Raw genomic sequence first — 3,456 nt, 5'->3', positions numbered from 1 at the left:
GCCATCGGTGAGGGGGAGGGGGTGCGGGTCCGTCGGATCCCGGTGGACTATGCCTCGCATTCGGTGCAGGTGGAGCGGGTCGCCGACCGGTTGTTGGAGGTGCTGGCGCCGATCGGTCCCCGCCCGGCCGGTGTCCGGTTCCTCTCGACGGTTTCCGGTACCTGGGTGCCGGGAGAGACGCTGGACGCCGAGTACTGGTACCGGAACCTGCGGGAGCCCGTTCAGCTGGAGCGGGCCGTCACCGTGCTGGCCGGCGAAGGCTTCGACGTCTTCATCGAGTGCAGCGCTCACCCGGTGCTGGCCGCCGGGGTCGAGGACACGCTGGCCGCCGCGGGATTCCCGGACGCTGTCGTGGCCGGAACGCTGCGCCGGGACGAGGGCGGTCCGGAGCGTGTGCTGACGTCGGCCGCCGAGGTCTTCGTCCGCGGTACGGGCGTCGACTGGTCCACCGTCACCGGCACCCCGCACACCCCCACGGATCTGCCCACCTACGCCTTCCAGCGCCGGCGGTACTGGCTGGAGACGTCGGAGCGGGGTTCCGACCCGGCTGCCCTGGGTCTGCGGGGAGTCGGTCATCCCTTGCTGGGTGCGGCGGTGTCGCTGGCTGATGGTGGCGGGGTGGTGCTGACCGGCCGGCTGTCCGCCGGCCGGCCGGGCTGGCTGGCTGATCACCGGGTCGGTGGCACGGTCGTGGTGCCGGGCACCGCGCTGGTGGAGATGGTCGCCCGGGCCGGTGAGCAGGTGGGCTGTGTGCGGGTCGAGGAACTGGTCCTGCACACCCCGCTGGTCATCCCCGACGACGCGGCAGTCGACGTACAGATCGAAGTGACCGCTCCCGCGGAGGACGGCTGCCGGTCCGTGACCGTGCAATCCCGTCCCGACACCGCTCTCACCGAGAGCCCGTGGACTCGCCACGCCGATGCTTCGGTGAGCCCGGGGCGCGATACGCCTTCCGAGTCACTGCAGGCATGGCCTCCGGCGGCGGCCGAGCCCGTCGAGATCGACACCGTCTACGCCGAGATGGCGGACCGGGGGCTGCAGTACGGTCCGGACTTCCAGGGGTTGAACGCCGTATGGCGCCGTGCCGGCGAGCACGGTGCCCCCGAGGTCTTCGCCGAGGTACGCATGCCGCAGCAACTGGCGGAGCAGGCCGGGCAGTACATCCTGCACCCCGCGCTGTTCGACGCGGTGTTGCACGCCATAGTGCCGGGCGACCTCTTACCCCTCACCGGCACCGATCCGGAGGCGCGGCTGCCTTTCGCGTGGAGTGGCGTCGAGATCCAGGCCGCCGGGGCCTCGGTACTGCGCGCACGGCTGACCTTCCTGGACCACGATTCGCTGGCGCTGACCCTGTGGGACGCGGCCGGCGAGCAGGTGGCCACCGTCGACGAGCTGACACTGCGCCCTGTCGCCGGCAGAGAACTGCGGACGATCGGCGCGCGGGCCGACGACTCGCTGTTCCGCATGCGCTGGCAGCCGCTGCCGCCGCAGGACGCCGAGTTGGCCTCCGCGGGCTACGCACTCCTCGGACAGGACTCCCTAGGGTTGCGGCACGCCCTGGAAGCCGGCGGTATCTCGCCGACTCCCTATGCGTCGCTGTCGGATATCGGGGAGGCCGTGCCCGGCACGGTGCTCCTGCCGGTGCCCGGCACAGAGCTTCTGCCGGTGCACGCAGCAACCGGGGCCGACGCGTCCGAAGAAGTACCGGGCCGGGTGCGTTCCCTGCTTTCCTCAGTCCTCACGACCCTGCAGGCATGGCTCGCCGACGAGCGCTTCGCGGGTGCGCGACTCGTCCTGGTCACGCGGGGCGCGGTTCCCGTGGATGACAGCGGGGAGGCACCAGATCCCGTCGCCGCGTCCATCTGGGGACTGCTGCGGACCGGGCAGACGGAGCACCCGGACCGTTTCGTACTGCTGGATCTCGACCCCGGAGCCGACGCAGGCACCGAGACGGCCGGTGCCATCCGTACGGCTCTCGCGGCGTCAGCTCCGCAGGTCGCCGTACGGTCCGGGACGGCGTTCACCCCCAGCCTCGTGCGCGTGACCGAGACGACGCGGCCCGACCGGGACGTGCAGCCGATCGATACCTCCGGAACGGTTCTGGTGACCGGTGCGTCGGGCACGCTCGGCGGCCTGATAGCCCGTCACCTGGTGTCCGAACACGGTGTACGGCATCTGCTCCTGACCAGCCGCAGGGGCCCGGCGGCCGAGGGCGCCGATGTGCTGCGGGCCGAGCTGGCCGCGCTCGGTGCCGAGGCGACCGTCGTGGCGTGCGACATGGCCGACCGTGCGGCTGTGGCAGAGCTGCTGTCGGGTATCCCCGCCGAGCACCCGTTGTCCGCGGTGGTTCACGCGGCCGGCGTACTGGACGATGCCGTACTGGAAGCCCTCTCACCGGAGCAGGTGGCAGCTGTGCTGCGGCCGAAGGTGGATGCGGCATGGCATCTGCACGAACTGACGCAGGACATGGACCTGTCGGCGTTCGTGCTGTTTTCCTCTGTGGCAGGCACACTCGGCAGCGCCGGCCAGGCGAACTACGCGGCCGCCAACGCCTTCCTGGACGCCCTGGCCGGCCACCGCCGTGCTCGCGGCCTTGCTGCCTCGTCCCTGGCCTGGGGGCTGTGGGCCGAAGCGAGCGGAATGACGGGGCACCTGGACCACACGGACCTGCGGCGACTGTCCCGTCTCGGCGTGGCACCCCTGTCCACCGCGGCGGGCCTCGCGGCCTTTGACGCGGCACTGCGTCTGAACGCGCCGGTCGTGGTGCCGGTTCGTTTGGACACGCGAAGCCTGACCGGGGCCGCCGAGGGCTCGGTGCCCCCGCTGCTCGCCCCGTATGCGCGCGCTTCAACGACACGGCGACGAGATGCCGCGGCCGACTCCCCGGAATCGGCCACCGGACTGGTGGACCGCCTGCGCTCGCTCACCGCCGAGCAGCAACTCGCAACCCTGCTCGACATGGTGAAGAAGCACGTCGTGTCGGTCCTCGGCGGGCGCGAGGACGCCATGACCTCCGTGCGTACGGAGACCTCCTTCAAGTCGCTGGGTTTCGACTCGCTGACGTCTGTGGAACTGCGCAATCGCCTGAACAGGGAAACCGGGCTGCACCTCCCGGCGACCCTGGCCTTCGACCGCCCGAGCACCGGGGCGGTGGCTGCGTTCCTGCAATCGGAACTGACGGGAACACTCGCCGCCGGCGCGCTCTCCGCCCCGACGGCCTCCGCCTCCTCCGAGAACGATGACGACCTCATCGCGATCGTGGGGATGGGCTGCCGTTTCCCTGGGGGTGTGGAGTCTCCGGAGGCTCTGTGGGAGGTGGTTGCCGAGGGCGTGGACGCGATCGGTGACTTCCCCGCGGACCGCGGTTGGGACCTGGAGGGGTTGTTCGACGCGGATCCGGACCGGCCGAGGACCAGCTATGCGCGTTCGGGCGGTTTCCTGTATGACGCCGCGGAG

At 71.2% G+C, this 3,456-nt stretch carries 1 protein-coding gene; it reads left to right on the top strand.

Annotation, left to right across the window (positions count from 1 at the left end):
- Positions 1-21: 21 nt before the first annotated feature.
- Positions 22-3,456 (top strand): SDR family NAD(P)-dependent oxidoreductase (locus tag NW895_RS41045; protein WP_289942352.1); only part of this gene is annotated, 3,435 nt, incomplete at its 3' end.

Source organism: Streptomyces sp. S.PNR 29 (assembly GCF_030386795.1).
Classification (GTDB): domain Bacteria; phylum Actinomycetota; class Actinomycetes; order Streptomycetales; family Streptomycetaceae; genus Streptomyces.
This window is presented reverse-complemented; position numbering and strand designations above follow the sequence as displayed.